10 protein-coding genes are annotated in these 21,052 nt (G+C 38.7%); 2 read left to right on the top strand and 8 right to left on the bottom strand.

The window, feature by feature from the left end; all coding sequences use genetic code 11:
• Nucleotides 1-171: 171 nt before the first annotated feature.
• From ACN1CN_RS04165 to ACN1CN_RS04135, 7 genes are all read right to left on the bottom strand, one after another.
• A complete protein-coding gene (locus tag ACN1CN_RS04165) occupies nt 172-2,352 on the bottom strand; it encodes a M1 family aminopeptidase (RefSeq protein WP_419134750.1) in 2,181 nt (726 codons plus the stop codon).
• A 299-nt stretch (nt 2,353-2,651) separates the two neighbouring features.
• Nucleotides 2,652-5,747 (bottom strand): DUF5107 domain-containing protein, encoded by a 3,096-nt coding sequence (locus ACN1CN_RS04160; RefSeq protein ID WP_419134749.1) that lies wholly within the window; start codon nt 5,745-5,747, stop codon nt 2,652-2,654.
• 240 nt (nt 5,748-5,987) lie between these two features.
• Nucleotides 5,988-8,993 carry a glycoside hydrolase domain-containing protein gene (locus ACN1CN_RS04155; protein WP_419134748.1) on the bottom strand — a complete coding sequence of 1,002 codons (3,006 nt, stop codon included), beginning with the start codon at nt 8,991-8,993 and terminating at the stop codon, nt 5,988-5,990.
• A 149-nt stretch (nt 8,994-9,142) separates the two neighbouring features.
• A complete protein-coding gene (locus ACN1CN_RS04150; protein WP_264523373.1) occupies nt 9,143-10,132 on the bottom strand; it encodes a c-type cytochrome in 990 nt (329 codons plus the stop codon).
• 395 nt (nt 10,133-10,527) lie between these two features.
• Nucleotides 10,528-11,940 (bottom strand): aryl-sulfate sulfotransferase, encoded by a 1,413-nt coding sequence (locus ACN1CN_RS04145; RefSeq protein ID WP_419134747.1) that lies wholly within the window; start codon nt 11,938-11,940, stop codon nt 10,528-10,530.
• A 102-nt stretch (nt 11,941-12,042) separates the two neighbouring features.
• Nucleotides 12,043-13,554 carry a RagB/SusD family nutrient uptake outer membrane protein gene (locus ACN1CN_RS04140; protein ID WP_419134746.1) on the bottom strand — a complete coding sequence of 504 codons (1,512 nt, stop codon included), beginning with the start codon at nt 13,552-13,554 and terminating at the stop codon, nt 12,043-12,045.
• 36 nt (nt 13,555-13,590) lie between these two features.
• Entirely contained in the window at nt 13,591-16,689 is a 3,099-nt protein-coding gene (locus tag ACN1CN_RS04135; RefSeq protein WP_419134745.1) for a SusC/RagA family TonB-linked outer membrane protein, read from the bottom strand.
• A 680-nt stretch (nt 16,690-17,369) separates the two neighbouring features.
• On the opposite strand from ACN1CN_RS04135, the gene ACN1CN_RS04130 reads away from it, so the two are divergent.
• Entirely contained in the window at nt 17,370-18,008 is a 639-nt protein-coding gene (locus tag ACN1CN_RS04130; RefSeq protein WP_419134744.1) for a sugar-binding protein, read from the top strand.
• A 615-nt stretch (nt 18,009-18,623) separates the two neighbouring features.
• On the opposite strand, the gene ACN1CN_RS04125 is transcribed toward ACN1CN_RS04130, so the two are convergent.
• The gene (locus ACN1CN_RS04125) at nt 18,624-19,664 is read right to left on the bottom strand and encodes a LacI family DNA-binding transcriptional regulator (protein ID WP_419134743.1); all 1,041 of its coding nucleotides are present in this window, start codon (nt 19,662-19,664) and stop codon (nt 18,624-18,626) included.
• 230 nt (nt 19,665-19,894) lie between these two features.
• Between ACN1CN_RS04125 and ACN1CN_RS04120 the strand changes: the two genes are divergently transcribed.
• Nucleotides 19,895-20,986, top strand: a complete 1,092-nt coding sequence (locus ACN1CN_RS04120) for a mevalonate kinase (RefSeq protein ID WP_291285105.1) — start codon at nt 19,895-19,897, stop codon at nt 20,984-20,986.
• Nucleotides 20,987-21,052 lie beyond the last annotated feature (66 nt).

Below are 21,052 nucleotides of genomic sequence, written 5' to 3'. Positions count from 1 at the left end.
GTTTGATTCTAACAGTCTTCGAGAATCTATCATTTCTGATTTTGGTAACAAAAAAAAGCCTCTCTAATTAGATCAGAGAGGCTATTGGAAACAAAAATTTTTAAGTACTAATTATAAAACCTTGTTCCTTTGTTGTTTTTAGATAACACTGGTATTAAACCAGCCTGCTGTTTATTTTTGATTGTTGAATCGTTTAAGTAATGGCGTGATATGATTTTTAGTGTCTTCGTCTAAAGCTGCTAAGGTTTTATCTGCTTCGTCCGGAGCAAATTTCGACAAACCAGAGATTCCGGCAGCAGCCACGTTGTAAGATTGATTTTTAGCGCTTTCAATCATTAAACTTTTGTAAGTTGTATCTCCGGTTCCCGCAAGTTTTATAAGCGCTGTAGCTCTGGCATATGTCTTTTTATCGTTTTGAGCAATGTTCAGTAAGGCTTTAAGAGCAGCTTCTTTTATTTGACTGTCTCCCAGATCAATCCCTCTGATGCTAAGCGTTCTTAAGTCTTCCTGCTGATCTTGAAGTCCTGCTAAAAGAATTAGTTGTGCTTCGTGACTTTTGTCTTTTGCTGCAAATTTGATCGCTTCAATTCGGTTGTAGAAAGTAGGGACATTTTTGTACTGATATTGGTAATCGGATATCTTTTTATTGTCAATTACTTTACCTACCAGAATTTTGTCAGGATCCAGATCAATAAAATCAGGTTTTGAAGCAAGGTCAAAACTGAAATTTTGTTCTCTTTTTTCAATTAAAATATCTTTTCTGACTTTCGTTCCATTTACATAAAAATCTACTTTTAGCGGAAGGGTAAAAGTTTGTACACCGCTTTCCTGAACTTGTTTTACAGCAATTGTAGCTTTTCCATCGGCATAACCGTACTCGATATTCAGAATCGGATTTCCTCCCTGATAATACCATTGGTTAAAATACGGACTCCAGTCTTTTCCGGTTACTTCTTCCATTGCCAGACGCAATTGATGGGTTTCTCCTGTTTTGAAAGCATTTGTGGTCAGGTACTGGTTTAAAGATTTGAAAAACGCAGCATCACCCATTTGATTTTTTAAAGCATACAAGATGATCGAACCTTTGGAGTAGCTGATGTTGTCGAACATGTCTTCTTTATTTCCATAATGAAAACGTGCTAGTGGCGGACTAACTCCGTCTTTTGAAGAGCGCAGACAGTTTTGTAATTTTTCATAACGAGAGCGGTCTTCGGCATCCTGTCCTTCATCGTGACCGTGCCAAAGTACTTCACCAAAAGTGGCAAAAGACTCGTTCATCGTTAAGTTCGACCAGGATTCAGCAGTAACATAATCTCCAAACCATTGGTGAAAAAGTTCGTGGGCAATGGTACTTTCCTGATTATCGTCTAGTAATTCTCTTTCGGTTTTTTGTACGTGTTCACCGTGCAGTGTAGCCGAAGTGTTTTCCATGGCTCCCGAAACGTAGTCTCTGGCCACAACTTGAGCATATTTTCCCCAAGGATATTCAACGCCTAACATTTTGCCGTAAAACTTCATCATGTCCGGAGTTTTTCCAAAAATTTGTTTGGCGTATGGTGCATATTTCGGCTCCAGGTAATAACTTACCTCATTTCCGTTATAAGAATCTTTGTAGATTTTAAAATCGCCCACAGCCATCATAAACAAATAAGGAGAATGTGGTAATTCCATTTTCCAGGTATCGGTGCGGGTACCGTTTTTATTGTCTTTTTGAGCGATTAGTTTTCCGTTGGAGAGCGAAGTGTATTTGGCGTCAACGGTCATGGCAATCTCAGAAGTTGTTTTCTGATTGGGTTTATCAATGGTTGGGAACCATGCCGATGAGGCTTCCGTTTCGCCCTGTGTCCAGATTTGAGTTGGTTTGTTGTCTTTTCCGTCAGGGTTTATAAAATACAATCCTTTTGCATCGGTAATTGCGGCACTTCCTTTAACTTTTAACTCATCTGGTTTTGCCGTATAATCGATAAAAACGGTGTATTTTTCGGCGCTTTTATATTTTCTGTTTAAGGTTATAAGAAGCTGTTCGTTGTCGTAAGTATACTTTAACGGAATTGTTTTTTTACCATCAACAACAGCAATTGCTTTAAAATCCATTCCTTTGGCATCCAGTCTAAGCGAATCGGTTTCATAAAAGTGAGGCTTTAAAGTAAGCCATGCTTTTCCATAGAGATAACGTTTCCCATAATCAAAGGACACGTCGAGTTTGGTATGTACAAGGTCATTTACTTTTAAAGGGGTGACCTGATAAACGGATAACGGGTTTTTAGTCTGATCGCTATTTTGGGCCATTGCATTTTGACCCGCCACAAGGAAAAGACTGAAAAGAGAATACTTTAAAAAGTGTTTGTTCATTGTTTGGTTTTTAGAATGATTATTTTGATTGATTATTATTTATGATTGTCCTTAGTACGTATCAAGAATATTTTTTTGCCACTGATTTTGAAGATTCACACAGATTTTATACGCAATTATTAAAGCAATCTGTGGAAATCTTTCTAATCTGTGGCTAATGTTACCATCTTGGTATTAGCCACGGATAGCCCTATTATTGTTTTAAACTTGAAATGAAGTTGATAACGTTTTAAATTGGCATTTCAGTTGCTATAAAACTCGTATTTTTATTTCGAAAATACAATTTTCCCGAAAGTATTTTAAAGTTTCTCTATAATTCGGACTTCACCATCTTTTTCATCTTCGGTTAAAATATTGGATTGTTTTTTAGTGTACGTTTCAAGAGACCACTGCACAATTTTATTGTCAGGATAGGATTGGGCCTGTTTTTGCAGCCAGTCCTGCGCTTTTTGTGCCGAAGAAGTTTTCTCGATTGCCCAAGCCGAAATCAATTGATTGGCTGGTAGGAAATTCATAACCGTATTGTCAACCTTTGGGGTAAATGCTGTAATTTTTTGTAAAGCTGTTTGTGCTTTTTCAGGATCACCCAGATGGGTATAACATTGATAATTCAGCCAGTTTTCCAGTCTTTCATCAATATCTTCGTCATAGGGTTTTCCCACTCCTAAATTTTCCGGCCATAATTTGGCATCCGAAATAAATTGTAACGCTTTTTTGAATTGTTTGTTTTTCATTTCAGCCAAAGCCTGCATCAGTTTTGCCTCATGATACAATTGTCGTCCTGCTGTAGCACCCTCAAACGGAAGGATTTCGAGTTGGGTTAAGAATGCATCGGCAGCAGTGTACTTTTTGTTCAGCAGCAGCGTTTTGGCGTACAACATTCCCATCACATAATTAGAGGGATGTTTTTTATAGAAAGGAGCTGCGGTGGCCAGGGCTTTATCAAATTGTTTTTGAGCAATGTAATATTCGGTTAAAAGTTTAGGATACCTCCAACTCTGTTGATCCAGTTTGATGGCTTGCTGAAGACTGGATAAAATCACTTGGCTGTCATTTTTAAACAGCGAAGCTTTAGCCCCATAAAAAGCCGGATCGGCAGGCAGGTTGGCACATTGCAAAAACAAGTCTTTTGCTTTTGAGGTATTATCGCGATTCCATTCGATTAACGCCAAATGGTATTTCAACTGCCACTGAGAGTTGGTTTTGATGAGTTTTTCCAGAATTTCGGCTGTTTCTCCACGGAAAGGGAAACTATTGTCGGGTTGGAGTTTGCTTAAATCAACAGCTTTGTTTTCCAAATAAGCTTTCCAGTACTCCATTTCAGCATTTGGAACGGCAAGCGAAAGTACTTTTAAAGCTTCTTCTTTACGGCCAATTTGCTGATACCAGATTCCCAATTCAAGATAGGTTTGCTGCGGCATTTCGTTTTGAATTAGAGCCATAAACTGCTTTTTGGAAGCATCAGAAGACTCCCCGAGGTATTTTTCAAAACCAACAAAATGGTTGAGCGGATCTGCGGTATTGATTTTACTCAGCATTTCGGCTGCTTTGTCTCTGTTGTTTTGCAGACGGTACAAAACCGCGAGTATCTGCATAGCTTCTAAATTACCCTGATTGTTCAGTAGGCTTTTTTCTGCATATTCAGTTGCTTTTGCAAAATCATTTTCGGTAAAGTATATTTTGCTTAAAGCGGTATATGACGAACTTCTGAATTCAACACTAGCCGCAGCAAGATCAAAACCGTCTTTGGCATCTGTAGTATTGCCCAAATGCAGGTTGGCTAGTCCGTAATAATAATTGGCAGCGGGATGATAGGTGTCGATGGCTAAAGCTTTAGCGGCTGAATTGACCGCTTCACGGTATTGGAATTTACGAATTTGTACAATCGCCAAATCAGCCAGAGCGGGAGCATAGTGAGGATCTTTTTGAAGGCAGGCAGCTAGTTTTTCTTCCGCTTTTACATAATCTTTAAAACTAATGTAATTTTTTCCCTGAAGGTACAATCCGTATACCGAGTTGTGGTCAAAATCTTTTGGAGTTTCTAACGGACGATTCAGATTACCCTCTTCCGGAGCCGAATTCCAAACCAGCTTAGTACCGCCCAGTGTGAGTCGAAGTTTATTTTCGTCAACTGCAATCTGAATCGAATCTTTGAAGGACTGCAAAGTGTTTACGGAAATATTTTTCGAATAGATTTTTTTTCCATTGTCAAAAACTTCCAGTTTTTCATTCAGCTTTTGAAGCGGGGAAAAATAGATTTTCAACCAGCCGTTTTCATTTTTCACATTTAGAGCGCCATAATTATTGGCTTTTACAAACCCTTTGATTTGTTTTACCGGAAACCAGTATTCCGTCCACAAATCGGTTTGATAAGGAGCGAAGGAGCGTTGTTTGAATGGGGTTAAATTACTGCCTTCACTTGCCTGATTGAAGAGCCTTCCACTTTGAACTTCTACATATTGACCGTCGGTATCCGTCAGTAATTTTTCCCAGATCATTCCTTGCTGTGACAGTCCCCAAATCCATATTTTTTTACCGGGTTTGTCATCGTGATTGCCATATCGGCCCATTCCAAAATCTTCATCATGGTAATAACCGCCAAAGAAATCGTCGTATTTGCCAAATACATGATACGATTTGTAACCGCCAAAATCGTTGTTTTTATAGTACGACAGGTCTTTGCCGTTTTCCTTGTCAATGGGCCACGAATTGTGCTCGCCATTGTGTCCGATATAACTTTGTCCGGGGTAAATAAACTGCAAACTTTCAGAGGCTTTTATACCGGTATTCATCCAGGTATAATAAGGCTGCTCGGTTTCGGTGGAATTGAACCAGAAGGAATTTGTGGTAAAATAGGCTTTGTCTTTGGGCAAATTGATGTCCAGTTTCCATGACGTTCGCGTGAGCAGATCCAACACTCCAATCACACAGCTTACACTTCCGTCTGCACGGGTGAGGGTGACATAATCAACAGGGGTAGCACAGTTGGGAGTGTGTCCGATGATGCCATAATTGCCCTCAACACCACCGCTTGTCCAGGGGCCGCGCATGGCGATATCCCTGAATTTGATCACATGATTGTTGTAAATAAAGTCTTTCCCGGTTGATTTCTCCACAGCCGACCACACTTTTCCTCCAATTTCAGGAAGAATCATGAGTTTGATATAATCATTTTCGAGCTCGATTACTTTCCATTCTTTTTGTATTGGTTTATTGGTAAAACCGTCAAAACGAAAATACGGATACACTTTGGTATCCGGTTTCGGAATCGGATCAGGATCTGAAAAAGGGTAGGTGGTGAATACTTTTTTGTACTCTTTTATGGTGGGTTTATTTTGTGCATGGACAAACAGGCTTCCAAAAAGTAAAACGGATAGAAAGGGTTTAATTTTCATGTGGAGGGCTATTTATGGTTTATGGTTTGTTGTTTATGGTTTGTTGTTTATGGTTTGTTGTTTGTTGTTTGTTGTTTGTTGTTTGCGCAATCTTGTCATTTCGACCGAAGGGAGAAATCACATACGTGGAGCGACAACGATTGTCGACTTAGTTTGCGGAGTTTCTGGTGTGATTCCTCGTTCCTCGGAATGACAAATAGAGGGTAATCGTTATGAAATGGATGTTATTTCACATCTTACTTATTTCACAATCAACAGCCATCCTTTTCCTTTTGATACCGGTATTTCGTCTTTTGCTGTAAAGGTTTGTGCCGGTTGGAAATTCAATACTTCGGGAGCGGTTATGGTTGCTTTTGCGGGATTGATTCCTAATTTTTTCCAGTCGATAAGTAGTTTCACTTTTACATCAGTATCGGCCCAGCTTGCGATAGAGATTAAAGCAGTTCCGTTTTTTTTGTAAACCGTTGCCAGTACCTTATCGTTTGTTGTTTTTACCGGACAGTTTTCGCTCCAGTAGCCGATCATTTCCGAACCTTTAATACCAAAAGTATCCCATAATTTCCAAACTGGTCTTGGATCGGCATTGTGGCTCCATGGCATTCTGTTGGTCATTCCGTACACCATTCCTCTCCACGGATTTCCTCCGTCCTGTAGCATTTCACCCATCAATCCAAAAGGGATTCCGCTTACCTCTGTCAGGAAAAAGTCGGGATTGTTTTTTTCGTAGTCAAAATATTCTCCAAACCACAGTTTGTTGATGTACGGAAAATGCTCCATGTACAAATTGGCGCTGTTGTTAAATCCGTCACTTTTATTGTATTGATTGGCACTGTGCAGGTCAATGATTCCCGGATGTCCGTCTTTTGTAAGTACTCTTTTGATTCGTTTCATCGTAATTCTGTCAAAAGCCACATCATCAAGATAAACCCCGTCGATGCCCACATTTTGTGTCAGCCAGTTCATTCCTTCCACATAATAGTTGTGCCAACGGTTCATGCCGCTGTTTACGATAGCCGCATCTTTAATTTCAGGTACAAACCAGGCCGCAATATAATCGTCTCCCACATGTTCCTGCAACCAGGAGAATCCGCCTCCTTTACCCGGAGAGTAAATTTCATGTCCTAAACTTCTTAAAGCAAAAGTCTCGTAAGCTTTATTGGAAACCTCTCTGACGGTGTTGTAAATCTTCACTTTTAATCCTTTTTCATGGGCTTCATCGATATAACTTTTCATTTTTTTAAATTCAATGAAAGGATAATTGATGTACGGATTGATGGCGTTGGCATGGTGGATATTGATTACCGTTGCTCCGGTTTTTGCAATAGTATCGATATCGCTGTATTTGTGATAAAACTTAGTATCCCATTGAAAATCGGTGTTTAGGGTATGAAATGGAGTGATGAGTAAATTGAAATTATAGTACAAGACATCACCTTTTTTCATATTTCGGGCTCCGCTATAGGCATTGACCAAAACTGATTTTGGATTAGGGGTAATCGTGATTCCGCCTTTATTTTCATTGCCCCAGGAAGTTGGCAGCAATAGTGGTTTTTGTAAATAAAAGTTGGTGTTTAACGGACGACTGTATTTTTCATCACGCAAAGAAAATTGCAATCCCGAATTTACATTGCCAATCCATGCTCCATCCTGATTTTTATGGGCAACGTCCCATTTCCAGTCGAATGTAGCCGGACGATCGCCTCCTTTTTGACCCAATCCCATCATGTATTTTGCAGAAGTAGGCTGAAGAGGCATGTGGAAATTAATATCGCTAAAAGCCACATCTTCAAGGGCCGTGATTTTCACGGTATAGGATAAAAATCCGTCAAACTCTAAGGCAGCATTTACTTCCATTTGAAGCGATTTTGAAGTAGAAACACTTTCCCAGGAAACAGTTCCGCTTTCTTTTTTCAGAAATTTGAGACCAGTGTTTTTCCATTGCAGCGATTCTTTACCGGATGCATCCAGAAAATGAAAAGCTAGGGGACTGCTTAAAATATCATTGGCTTTTGTACCTACGCTTGTCATTTCGGGTGTAAAATAGGTTTGAATCTGTGCAGGAAAACCGTTTGAACCTAAAATTAATTTTCTGCCCAATAAAGAGATCTCCGAATCTTTAACCGTTAGTGGGGTATAAGGCGCAATGACTGTATTTTCCTGTGCTAATGTAGAATTCAACCATTTTAAACGGGTCATCTTTTCAGGAAAATCGATACCTCCGTTTTGCGTAATTTCATTTTTTACGGTGATCTGAAGTACAATTTCTTTCGACTTTCCGTCGGCAGTGACAATCGCTTTTCCACTGTATGTTCCGGCAGCGGCAGTTTGCGGAACATCGATTCCGCACCACATCGCCTGTACTTTTCCTTTTGAAACCGAAACCGTATTGGCAAAAACCGATCCGTCGTATTTAGTCCCATCCGTATTGATACAGTTGATGTATTTCGATTCGATGATGGCTCCTGTAGAACTGATGAGATTTGAAAAGGTAACTTTTAAGTTGTCGATATTTTGCAAAGCATAAACGCCCAATTGAAAGGCCAGGTATTCGCCTCTTAAAGCCGTGTCTGAAAAAGTGTTTTGAACTCCTTTTTGAATCCATCTTTGTGGTAAATCATTTTTCATTCGGATCGAATACAGTCGGTCTTCAGGGAATACGAGAAAGGAATTGCCGCTATTTTTCGCAATGAGATCTTTGGTTTCGGCCGCAGTTGCAATGACTTCCATCGGGTAAAAACTGTTGAAAGCATTTACACTCTGAATTTCGCTTACCGTACAATTATCGGCCAGATTGGGTTTGATTTTGGCAAGCCAGGTTGCAGCTGCTTTATCTTCGGCTTTGGCGTATACGCCTTTTGGGTAATTGGCATCGCCTTCGTCAATGTAGGGTAGATAATACACATAATAAGTTCCTTTTCCCGAAACAGGTTCAAAGAAAATAGTACCGCTTTCTCTGTTGATGTTGGTTGTTTTGATGTTTTCAATGGTTTTGCCTGAAGCATCCTGAACAATGATTTTTTTCAGTTCGGGTTTTTCGTCTCTTCTGCGCCATTCGATCGTGGTTTTGGCAACATCTCCGGTACCGGTAAAGATTACTGCAACACGATGGTTTCCTAATACGTTCGGGTTCCAGCTGTCGTTACCATGGGAATATTTTATTTGTGCAGTTAACGAAATACTGAAAACGAAAAGGCACAGTATCAATAGTCTACTCAAAATGGGTTTGTTTTTTAGGTTTGTTTTCATTGTCTTATTATGTGAGATGTTATCTGTGAAATGTGAAATGTTAGTTATGAGTTATGGTTATAGAGGATAAGCTACAAATGTTTTATGTTTTAGAGTTAGGGTTTCAAACCACAAACCACAAACAATTAAACGGTTAAACAATTAAACATCTAATATACCGCTTTCCAGCCATTTTTTTTCCAATAGGCAATAATGGGTTTGTAGGGGCCGTATTTGTGTTGTTGTTCCGAAAAATGATCGTTGAAGGGGCTGTGTGCATAATCAATAGGTTTGCCCATTTTATTGGGATAATCGAATGTTTTAGGATTGGGTCTGTCGTGTACGGAATCATCATTTACATAGGCCGCAATATCGAGCGCCTGTAAGTCTGTAAGATAAGGTTTTCCGGGAGTGACTTTGTCATAAGGCATATTGCTTTTTAGCCATTGTGCCTGTTTGATGACTCTGTGCATGCTTGAACCGGGCTGATAGCCGTATTCTCCCCATAGAGGCGGGTAGGTGTAGCCCGATTTGTCGGCATTGTATTGGCCCTCGCCATTGTTTCCGTGGCAGCGGGCGCAATTTTCAATAAAGAGTGCTTTTCCTCTTTCGGGGCTTGCTGCGACATCCGGAAATTCAATTTCGAGGTTTTTTGCTCCTTTGAAATCGCCATCTTTTGGAACAAATTTGCTGATCCATTTGAAGTACGATAAAAAAGCGACCATTTCTTTGCTGTCGAGCGGGAGCGGTTTCCCGGAATGTGGACGCATGATACAATTGTTGACTCTTTCGGCAAGCGTCAGGACTTTATTTTCACGGCCGCGGTACTGCGGATAATTGTCGTGAGAAGACATTAAATTGAAGGCGTAAGGTTTTGTTCCCGCATTTTGATGACAGTTGGTACAGTTCATCTTGTTGCCCAAATATTTTCCTTTGATCCCATTCGGACCAATGTAGTAAGCCGTTTTTAGCATTAATTCTCTTCCATAACGAACAGCTTCTCCAAATTGATCGTCTGGAATTTTTGAGGTGTCAATGGTAATATACGACTCATCATCAGCAGTTTTGTTTGCTAATGTCTGTGAATTTGATGTATTGCACGAATTGAAAACAACAATTGGCAATGCTGTAAACAGACCAATAAGAATTATTTTTTTCATGGCATAAATTTTTAATCTGTGTTGTATGCTGACAATCCCAAAGCCTTGAGATGAGCCTGTTCGTTTTTTTTTATTTTTAACCAGCTGGTTCCAATTATTTTAACACATAGAAACATAGCTTCTGTTTACTTAAAAAAGGCGTTTCACTTATTTAAAATGCACAAAGCCAGCTATGTGAAAGAAACGAGTTTCTAATTGTATTCTTTTTTACACATAAAATCTATGTCTCTATGTGTTTATAATTAGACCTCCTGTTTTGTCATTTCGACCGAAGGGAGAAATCGCAAAAGAAACTCACGTACAGTATAGCCAATCTTTGTCGATCTTCTTGTGTGATTTGCTTCGCCTGTTCGCTATCGCTCGAGTCTCCCTCCGTCGAAATGACAAGACTGCCTTTAATTCAATAGAAACGGTTTTAAGTTTTCTTCGGGAATGAATTGCACCCGATAAGGTGGAATTTCAGATTCTAATGCCCAGAGTAAAACTCCTTTTTTATTGGTTAGAACGGTGATATGTCTTTTAGAACAACAGGCCAAAATGGTTTCTTTATCAATCATATAGGCACTTCCCATTCGGTCGTTGTAAATGTCTTTTGGCAATTGTATGTGGAAGTCCAGTTTTACGGTTTTAGCTTTTTCATCTACTTTGAGGGCAAAAACAGAAGATTGTTTTTTGTCGACTCCATTATCAAAAAACATCAGACTGCCTTCGGGATTGATATGTGCGGCATGTGCCTGAGAGAAATCGCTGTCTTTGGACAGGTTTAGATTTCCACCTCTTCCTAGTTTCCAGATTACCTTTCCGGTTTTGGCATCTATTTTCCAAATTTGACCGTTGTTGTAAAAGGAGATCAGAAAATTTCCGTCTTTATCATAGTTTAAACTGTTGGCGTGCATCCAGTCTTTTTTGGTTTGGAGTAGTTTTTTGTCTTTCATTGGATCTAAATCATCAAAAACACTCCATTTCCAAAGTTGTTTTCCCTTTTTGTCCAAAATCAGAATCCCATCGCCATTAATCGTGTCTTTTTGTTTTCCCCCAATGGATCTTAAATCGGTTATTTTCGTATCTACAAATAAGGTCACAATTTCGTTGGCGGATTTTTTTATGATCTCGTGATGAATGACCTGTTTCAGATCGCCCTGTCCTTTTTTGATATGGGTTAGGGTATCGCCTTGCAAGTTGATTTCGAGTATCTCACTTCCATAACTAGTAGGTTCATCATTTTTCCCCAGGATAGCAATAATACTTTGCTCTTTGGTAAAATGAGTTACTTTAAAACCTGTTCCTTCAACGGTATGATACCATCTTAAATTGCCTTTATAATCTACAATATAAGCAACGCCCGGTGTTTCTCTTTTGGCCAAAAGCATAAATCCTTTTTTGAAATTTTCCGGTACCAGTTCAGGTTTCGGACAGTTGGCTTTGAATTGTTTCTGCAACCATTCCGGTAATTTTCGGGATTTAAAGGTATATACTTTGCTGCTGTCTTTTTCCTGTCCGTTTAGTGTTATCAATTGAAAACTATAATGGGTTTCAGGAGTAATGTTGCAAAGCACCAAAGAATGGGAGCTGCCTGCTTTTGAAATTGGAGAAGTTATTTTGTTTTTTATTCCTTTTTGATCCGACCAGTATTCTGCATAAACCTGAACATTTTCATTCGTAGTGACATCGATTTGAATTTTCAATTCGTTGTTGCCATGAGTGCCAATAGTGATATTTTTGATCGGATTGACCTGATTTTTAGAACAGCTTACCAGAATAAGCAGGATCCAAATAAAAACTCCTTTTGCTATTACATTTTTAATCATCTGAAAGGCTTCTTTTATGAAACAGATAAGTTCTACTGTTTATAGTTAAAAATCAGGAACAGACAGGTATTTCAAAACCTGCTGTTCCTGATCTGATTTCTATTATTGTCTGTCGGCGTTGCTCAGGTTAGGGTTTAAGTCCACCTGAGTTTGCGGATAGGTATAATATTTGTTTTTCGGCATAACGATTGGTGCTGTTTCTCCAACTCTTACATGATAGGCGTTTACCAGAACATCAAATTTATTCATTCGAATTAAGTCCTGACGGCGTTTTCCTTCATAAAATAATTCCCATCCTCTTTCCTGTAAAATAGCATCTCTCAAAGAAGATTTATTGTAATCGGATAGAACCAGCAGTTTGGCATGCGATCTTCCTTTTACCAGATTGATAAGGTCTATGGCTTCTGCAGTTGGACCGCTTATCTCGTTTAAGGCTTCGGCTCTGCTTAACAATACATCTGCATAACGCAATATGTTTACGCTGTGACCGTCATAATAAGTAGTGGTTTCATCGTCGGCATATTTTCTGGTCGATACATCGGGCATATAGAAAACTCCTTTTGGGGGCTGGGCTCCTAAAGAAGGCGCTTGTTTGTGCAGCAATTTATCAGTACCCATAAACTCCGGGAAGAAACATTTTTTTCGATCGTCTTCATCGCCAAAAGTGTTGTAAAAATCCCAGTTTACCGTATAGTACTGCCATCTGTTTTCGACAACCGGATGGTCTATCGGGCCAAAATGGTTCAATAGTTCGGTTCCGTTTACATTGGCATCACTAAGAGAAGAAAAGATGTTTTCACTGCACCATTTGTTACTTTCTTTAAACAATCCCAAATAGGAAGGAAAAAGACTGTATTCGTTGAGGTTCATGACTTGTTGTGTAAGGGTAGCTACTTTTTGCCAGTCGTGATTTCGTAAATACAATTTTGCTAATAAGGTTAAGGCAGCGCCTTTTGTAGCACGTCCTACGTCATTACTCTCATAGATTGCATTTTTCTTATAGTTCACCGGTAAAACGGCAGCGACATCGTTCAAATCTTTGATTAGAAGCGCTTCTATAGTTTCAACAGAGGAGGGTGGTGTTTGCTCCAAATAGTTTGGATTGTCTAAGTTGGCTTCTGTTACCAGAATAACTGGCCCCCATGCATCTGTTAAATCCATGTAAGCAGAAGCTCTTAAAAATTTGGCCTCGGCTATAAACTGGGTTCGTTCTGCGTCAGTGATCCCGCTCATTTTGGTAATATTAAAAATAGCAAAGTTAGCGTTGGCAACCAGTTTGTACATGGCATTCCAGTCTTCCAGAAGCAAACCATTGGCAGAATTCCAGAGTCCCAGAGACAATTGTCCCGGATCACCGCCGTATTGGCAATGCCCTAAATCTGTGGCAATATCGGTTAAAGCAAAATGTCGTGTTGCCCAATACGAAAAGTTATCTCCCACAGAAGGGCCTTTTAGTCTTCCGTAAATGGAATTAATAGAAGCAATAGCATCCGATTTGGTTTGAAATCCATTCGTATCGGTCAAGCTGCTATACACGGTAGGATCAAGATCCTCATTGCATGAAAATTGCAACCCGGCTGTCAGTAAGAGGAGTATAATTGTATATTTTTTCATTTTAATAAATTTTATGTTACTAAAAAAGCTTTGCGACTAATGAATGGCAACCTTAATACCCAGAATGATGGTTCGTGAAGCCGGGAATGAATTGAAATCAATTCCTCCTCCTAAGTTCTGTTTGGTAGTATCGTTAGTATAATGTCCGTTTACCTCAGGATCATTTCCGGAATATTTTGTAATCGTCAGCAGGTTCTGCCCAATAGCATACACCCTGATATTGTCTATGAATTTAACCGGTTTTAAAACACTTTCGGGAATAGAGTATCCGATCGAAAGATTTTTTAAACGCAGGTAAGAAGCCTCTTCGACAAATTTTGAATTGACATAACTTCCGTAAGTACTTTTGTAATAACCGTCTCTTGGAATATCCGTATTTTCATTGGTACCCGCCACCCATCTGTTTAAAGCATCGGTACTGGTGGTTGATTCTCCAACCATTTTGGTCATGTTGTAAACCGAATAATCAAAAGCGCCCTGAAAAAAGATGTTCAGATCGAAGTTTCCTATTTTAAAGTCATTATTGAAACCAACGGTATAATGTGGAGTAGAATTTCCTAAATAAGCTCTGTCTGCCGCTGTTATTGCACCATCGCCATCTAGATCCTCGTATTTTGGATCTCCTGGTTTAGACAGGGGCTGCGGAGCATATACTTCTCCCGTTTTGATAACTCCGGCATATTTAAATCCATAGAGTAACCCCATTTCTTTGCCCGGTTCCAGCCTTGTAAATTCTCGTCCAGAAACCGTTCCGCTTGGGTTAGAGGTGTTTTGGCTGATAATGGCAACATTATCGGCAAGTGAAACTACTTCCTGTTTGTTGTAAGCAACATTTAATGAGGTAGTCCACAAGAAATTATCGTTTCTGAAATTGGTACTGGTAATTCCTAGTTCAATACCTCTATTGTCAATAACTCCGGAGTTGATGGTCTGCGTACTAAAGCCCCACCAGCCACCAATTGGAACTCTAAGAAGCGCATCGGTAGTTCTTTTTTTATAAACATCAATTGTGGCTGTTATTCTGTCATTAAAAAGGCCCATATCTAAACCAATATCGGTTTGAGTAGTTTGTTCCCATTTTAAATCTTTGTTGGCTAAGTTGGCAGGCTCAGTACCATTAGAAAAATTTCCATCTCCAATCGTTACTCCCCAGGCTTTTAAGGTAGGCATGAAAGCATAATCTCCAATACCGTCTGCCCCCGTAACACCATAACTCACTCTTAATTTAAGATCGGAGATCGTTTTGGAGTTTTGCATAAAAGACTCGTTCGATATTTTCCACGCTACGGCTCCCGATGGGAAAGTACCATAGGAATTATTACTTCCAAAACGGGATGAGCCGTCCCTTCTTAAGGTGAAAGCAGCCAAGTATCGATCGTTAAAAGAATAATTTAGCCTTCCGAAATAAGAAGTTAGCTTTGTTTCGATTTTTTCTGTTTCGGGTTTCAAATAAACCGCTGCAGCGTCAAGGTTGTGATAGGTTAACACATCATTAGAAAAGCCTGTACCTGCCGCTTTTAAAAATTCATAAGTGTCTTTCTGATTAGAAGTTCCAATCATGGCACTGATAGAATGTTCGTTTATATTGAATTTATAAGTCAGATATTGATCGGTACTCCATCTAAAATAGGTTTTGTTTTCCTCAGAACCGGATCCCTTCAAAGCTGCTCCGGCCACCAGTGTTCTTGGGGTATATTTTCCCTCGATGTTTTCCTGCCACTCGGCACCGGCTCCAAAATGATAGGTCAGTCCTTTAATGATCTCGTAGTCCAAAAACATATTTCCGTTAACCAATCTGTTAATGATATGATCGGTTGGCTCTAATAAAAGGGCTAGGGCATTATCTTTTCCCTGAAATTTGTAATACGATCCATCAGGATTGTAAATCGGAATGGTTGGTGGAGCAGTCTGGATCGAAAACATTGGCGATAAAATGTTATCTCCAAAATCGCTGTTGTTTCCTTCGCTGGCAGCTCCGTAAATGTTAGTCCCTACATTCAAGCGGTCATTAAATCTTTTTTCGCCACCCATTCTCACACTGTATCTTTTAAAATCAGTATTTTCGATAGCTCCGGTTTGTTTGAGGTAGTTTCCGGAAAGAAAAAATTTAGACGTTTTATCACTTCCACTAAAGGTAATGGTTCTGTTTATTACTTCTCCGGGACGTGTTGCGGCCTTAAACCAGTTGGTATTGGCGACAGGGAAATCGGAAGAAAAAACGGGCGGTCGGCCATTTTCCTTTGCGATTGCATTTTGAATATCGGCATATTGTTGTCCGTTGATAAGTGAAGGCTCTTTGATGATGTTTTGAAAACCATCTGAGATTTCAGCTTCGATCTGCATTTTTCCTAACTTTCCTTTTTTGGTGGTAATAAGGATAACACCATTAGCACCTCTCGAACCATAAATAGCAGTAGAAGAAGCATCTTTTAAAATCTGAATGTTCTCAATATCATTTGGACTTATCGAGGCTCCGGTATTGGTGATGAAACCGTCTACCACATACAAAGGAGAATTAGAGTTGTTAAGGGAGTTTCCACCTCTAATCACAATAGATGGGCTTGTACCCGGGGCATAACTGTTTTGCTGTACCTGAACTCCTGAAGCACGACCTTGCAAGGCCTGGCCAACGTTGGTAATAGTTCCGCCTAAATTTAAATTGTCTTTGCCAATAGAACTTACAGAACCGGTAAGGTCTTTTTTCTTGGCTTTTCCATATCCTATAACTATTTCTTCTAATTTTTGGCCTACCTCTTTCATAACGACTTTTATAGGTGAGGTTCCAATAGTTATTTCCTGATCTTCCATACCAATGTAGGAAACGATTAGTTTGGTCACATTATCTGCAACAGTAATAGCAAAACTTCCGTCTGCATCTGTTTGTACTCCGGTACGACTTCCTTTTACAACAACATTTGCTCCGGCTATTGGAAGTCCGTTTTGATCTGTCACTTTACCCTTCACTGTTTTTTCAAAAACGAATGCAATATCATTTCTGCGATTTATTTTTACGGTTGAGGTCGCTGAAACCTGAACAGTAAAAACGAATACTAAAAAAAGTGTGAGTTTAATCTCTGTACCGGTAAGATCTTTTAGCCTAAAATCTCCGGGGCTTTTTTGGGTTAATAATTTCATACTTAAAAATTGGGTTTGGTTAATGTTTATTTGTTTTTTTTCGTTTGTAAGTTTTGGACTTCTTTTTTTATGAGATAACTTTTTTTGGGAGTAATTTATCTTCTGACGAAATGGCTAAAAAACAATTGCCGTTCTATTTTAATCTTTTTGTATGGGGCTATTTCTTTTGGTTTTTCTGTTTTTTCGAACAATTTAAAACCATTAAAAATCATATAATTAACTTGTTTTTAAGATTATTATGAAACGAAGCTATAGATTATATTTTTATAAAACAAGAAAAAACACTAAAAATGTGCTCGAACACACGCAATTAATGTTCTCGAGCACATTTTTTTGAGTAAAACACTTTTTTTTACTTAAATTCGTATGATTATTGTGGAATTAGTGAGAAGAAAAACGTTAGTTCTGTTTTGAAGTATTTTAGTGTTAAATAGAAAATAGTTGCGTTAATTATCGTATTTGTGTTAAAATTGATGAATAATTACTATTGATAGGTTTGATTTTTTAAAAGAGAGAAAGGCTGTTCTCATACATTATATTCAGAAAAGTATCCTGTTTTCTTTTATCCGATTTTAACCTATTTTCGTAATCCGAAAAAAAGCAAAAAATACCCTGCGTCTGAAGTGGTCTTCAGAATTTGAAATGTTAAAAAAATTAACAAATATATAAAGCCAAACATTGTGAAAGAATATCAGGTAGTTTTACGAAAAGAGAATCAGAAAAAAGCCATAGAAAATCCCGTTGCCTCATTTTGGGAAAAATCAAATGAGCTTACTGATTTTTGCTCGGCATGGAACAGTGAACCTTTTTCAAAAATAGAATTCAGTGCCTTTTGGGATCGCGAAAATCTTTTTTTTAAATTCAGAGTGTTTGATACTCATATTTATCTGGATCAGAAAGACGATAGTTTTGACAGTATCGGAAATTCTGACCGTGTAGAATTGTTTTTTAGAACCAATGCCTCTTTAGATCCGTATTATTGTTTGGAAATCGATACAGCAGGTCGTGTAATGGATTTTAAAGCCCGTCCCGGTAAGGACTTTGATTTTGATTGGAACTGGCCTAAAAATGATCTAGAGATCACGACGTCAAAAGATGAAACTTCTTTTACTGTTGAAGGACGAATCAGTATTCAATCGTTAAAAGAGTTGAATTTAATACACAACAACACTATTGAAGCGGGTGTTTTTAGAGCTAAGTTTGATAAGAATACAAATGACGAATATGAACCTACCTGGATTTCGTGGGTAAATCCCAATACCGAAACACCTAATTTTCATATTGCTTCTTCTTTTGGGAAATTTATTTTGATGGAGTGAAATGTTTCTTGTGAAATGTGAAATGTGGATTGTGAAATGTGGATTGTGGGCATTGGGCGTGTAAGCGATATGGGATTGGGCCACGGATGACGCTGATTCGCTTTGCGAAGACGCGGATTAACACGGATTTTTTTAGGTCGAAAAATATCTGCAAAATCTGCCAGATCTGCGAGAAAAAAAAACTACCTAAATTTGTGAAATGTGAAATGAGGATTGCGAGCATTGGGGCGTGTAAACGATGTGGGATAGGGGCCACGGATGACGCTGATTCGCTTTGCGAAGACACGGATTAACACGGATTTTTTTTAGGTTGAAAAATATCTGCGAAATCTGCCAGATCTGCGAGAAAAAAAATCCACCTAAATCTATGAAATGTGGATTGTGGGTATTGGGCGTGTAAGCGATGTAAAGCTTAATTTGAATTTTTAAGAAAAGGACCCTTTGTCATTTCGACCGAAGGGAGAAATCGCAAAAGAAACTCCGTTCCTAAAATCGCCAATCTTTGTCGAGCCTCATGTGTGATTCATCTCTTCAGTCGAAATGACAAAAAAAAAACAGGAAATCTTTGCGTTTTAGTGCCTTAGTGAAGCTCTGTGCAACGAAACGCTGCAAACTTTAGGAAACGTAAAAAGAAGCATTCTCTACGTTAATAATATCGATTGGCAGTAAAATGGTTTCCGGAATATCTTTTCGGAATAAAAAGTGCTCTACCAAAGTGCTAACACCCAAATAAGCCTGTCTTTTTTGATTCTGATGAATTAAAAAATGAACCAGTCCCTGATTTAAGAAATTGACATTTTTTGCTACTAAATCATAGCCAATGATTGCAATCTTTTTGTTGGGTACAGAAGACAAAATAGAGGCAATTTGATACGCTTTTGAGGTGGTGATGAAAATTCCTTTCAGATTTGGATTTTCGTCTAAAAAGGCTGAAAACTTAGTTTCAACATTCGGATGTTTTAATTTTAGAGTAGTCAGCGAAAAGCTGCGGATTTTTTTCTCGTCAAAATAACTTCTGAAACCCTTTTCCTTTTCCTGCATGTGCACGGCGTTTTTAAGGCTTTCGTCAATATGGATGATGGCAATCTGGCCTTCCGTTAAAATCAGATTCATTAAACTGGCAGCCACACGACCACTTTTATGCAAATCCTGTCCAACAAAACTTTTTATAGATTCGCCTTCGATCTGGTTGTTAAACGTATTCACCATGATGTTCAAATCGTCGTATTGTTTTACAATTCCCACTGTTTCTTTGTGGAATAATGGCGCAATCAAAACAGCATCAGGCGATTTTTTGATAATGGTTTCATTGGTATTTAAAAATGATTTGGTGCTTTCCGGATTAAAAAAGTGTGTTTCAATAATAACACTGTACGCTTTAAATTCGGTGATCGCATCCTGGATCCCGTTTACACAGGGAAGCCAGTAAGGATCAATTTCAGGATCGGGAAGTAAAACACAGATTCTGTAAACCTTGGTGTTTTTTAAATTTCGGGCAATTAAATTCGGCTCATAATTGATGACATTCAAAACTTCATTTATTTTGTCTAAGGCCGTAGGAGAAACTTTTCCTCTGTTGTGCAAAACCCTGTCGACAGTTCCTTTAGAAACTCCCGCCATTTTTGCTATATCCTTAATGGTGTACTTTTTATCCATATAGGCAAATATAGAAACTTTGATTTAATTTTTTTAAAATCCTGTAAGAATTAATTAGTGTGCTCGAGAACATTTTAACGGTGTGTTCGAGCACATTTTTCTTTTTTTTCTTGTTTTATAAAAATATAATCTCTAGTTTCGTAGAATCAAAATCAAAAGAATCAAATAAATCCTTAACCAATTTGCGTTGTAAATTATTGTTTTACAAGGCTTTATTATAAAATTTTTAAGTGAAAAAAATTACTTCATTAGCCCCGGGCAGAACCTGCCTCTTCGGAGACCATCAGGATTATTTAGGATTGCCGGTTATCGCCTGTGCAATCGATCGAAATATACAACTATCTGCCGAACAAAATCTAACCCAGACATTTGTTTTAAATATGATTGATATTAATGAGATTCGTATCATTGATATCGATGCTACTTTCGACAAATTAGAGCCCAGAGATTATTTTGCTTCGTCCTTAAGGGTATTGCGAAGATATGGCTGTGTGCCTAATGTTGGGTACGACATTACCATTACAGGAGATATTCCAATAAACTCCGGAACATCGAGTTCTTCTGCTTTATTGATGGCGTGGATTCGTTTTTTAATCGATGCCTTTGGAATTGATCGCGAAGTTACTCCCGAGTTTATTTCCAAATTAGGTTACGAATCGGAAGTTTTAGAACATGGAGAACCGGGCGGAATGATGGATCATTTTAGCATCGGAGTGGGGAATATCGTATACATTAATACCAAAGATCCTTTTTCGTATAAAATAATAGGAACGAACCTAAAAGGCCTTGTTACCGGAGTTTCGGGAGTTCCAAAAGAAACTATTGGTTTGCTGGGAGAGTTAAAAGGAAATGCTTTAATGTCAATTGATATTGTAAAGCAAAACTTCCCCGATTTTGATCTGAATGCTTCCGAAATAGAAGACCTGGACCGCTACCGAAATTGCCTGCCAGACCGATTGATTCCTTTCTTCGAAGCAGCCTTAAAAAATTACCATTATACCAAAGAAGCTTTAAAAGAGTTTGAAAAACCCGTTTTAGACCTTAAGAAAATTGGTGCACTGATGAATCTCCATCACGAAGTTTTGCGCGATTTATTAAAAGTTACCGTACCGCGAATTGACGCTATGATCAATGCGGCTTTGCGTGCTGGTGCCTACGGAGCAAAAATTGTAGGTTCTGGTGGTGGTGGAAGTATCGTGGTTATCGCAAATCCGGAGAAAGAAGATTTGGTTATTGAAGCCATTCTAAATGCGGGAGCTCAGGAAGCTTATGCGGTGTCTGTTGATCCTGGTGTTAGGGTTATTGAAAATGTTGAGATTTAGGTTGTAAGATGTGGGTTGTAAGATGTAAGATGTGAGTTGTGGGTTTTGGGAACCTGAAACCTGAAA

It is taken from the genome of Flavobacterium sp. T12S277, from assembly GCF_048514875.1.
GTDB lineage: Bacteria > Bacteroidota > Bacteroidia > Flavobacteriales > Flavobacteriaceae > Flavobacterium.
This window is presented reverse-complemented; position numbering and strand designations above follow the sequence as displayed.

Bases quoted from the DNA above. Each gene is read 5' to 3' on its own strand.
- ACN1CN_RS04165 (WP_419134750.1), bottom strand. From the start codon at position 2,352: ATGAACAAACACTTTTTAAAGTATTCTCTTTTCAGTCTTTTCCTTGTG.
- ACN1CN_RS04160 (WP_419134749.1), bottom strand. From the start codon at position 5,747: ATGAAAATTAAACCCTTTCTATCCGTTTTACTTTTTGGAAGCCTGTTT.
- ACN1CN_RS04155 (WP_419134748.1), bottom strand. From the start codon at position 8,993: ATGAAAACAAACCTAAAAAACAAACCCATTTTGAGTAGACTATTGATA.
- ACN1CN_RS04150 (WP_264523373.1), bottom strand. From the start codon at position 10,132: ATGAAAAAAATAATTCTTATTGGTCTGTTTACAGCATTGCCAATTGTT.
- ACN1CN_RS04145 (WP_419134747.1), bottom strand. From the start codon at position 11,940: ATGATTAAAAATGTAATAGCAAAAGGAGTTTTTATTTGGATCCTGCTT.
- ACN1CN_RS04140 (WP_419134746.1), bottom strand. From the start codon at position 13,554: ATGAAAAAATATACAATTATACTCCTCTTACTGACAGCCGGGTTGCAA.
- ACN1CN_RS04135 (WP_419134745.1), bottom strand. From the start codon at position 16,689: ATGAAATTATTAACCCAAAAAAGCCCCGGAGATTTTAGGCTAAAAGAT.
- ACN1CN_RS04125 (WP_419134743.1), bottom strand. From the start codon at position 19,664: ATGGATAAAAAGTACACCATTAAGGATATAGCAAAAATGGCGGGAGTT.